Origin of the sequence: Streptococcus cristatus (genome assembly GCF_001588905.1) — a bacterium.
Taxonomy (GTDB): Bacteria; Bacillota; Bacilli; order Lactobacillales; family Streptococcaceae; genus Streptococcus; species Streptococcus cristatus_N.
In genome coordinates this window covers 1-213 of record NZ_LAWH01000077.1, presented here as the reverse complement: position 1 = coordinate 213, position 213 = coordinate 1, and the positions used below count along the sequence as shown (strand labels likewise).

1 protein-coding gene is annotated in these 213 nt (G+C 47.9%); it reads left to right on the top strand.

Features of this window, described 5'->3' with window-relative positions; genetic code table 11:
- A partial coding sequence (locus tag A0765_RS10100; RefSeq protein WP_142325668.1) for a hypothetical protein occupies positions 1–213 on the top strand: 213 nt, incomplete at both ends.

Genomic DNA, 213 nt, shown 5'->3' with positions numbered 1-213 from the left:
AGCGCGAGCCAGTCTGCGTCAATTAGTGCAAGCCAAAGTGCTTCAGCATCAGTAAGCGCAAGCCAAAGTGCTTCAGCATCAGTAAGTGCTAGTCACTCAGCATCTGTATCAGCTAGCCAATCAGCTTCAGCTTCAGTATCTGCAAGTCAAAGTACTTCAGCATCAGTGAGCGCAAGCATCAGTGCTTCAGCTTCTGTATCTGCAAGTCAAAGT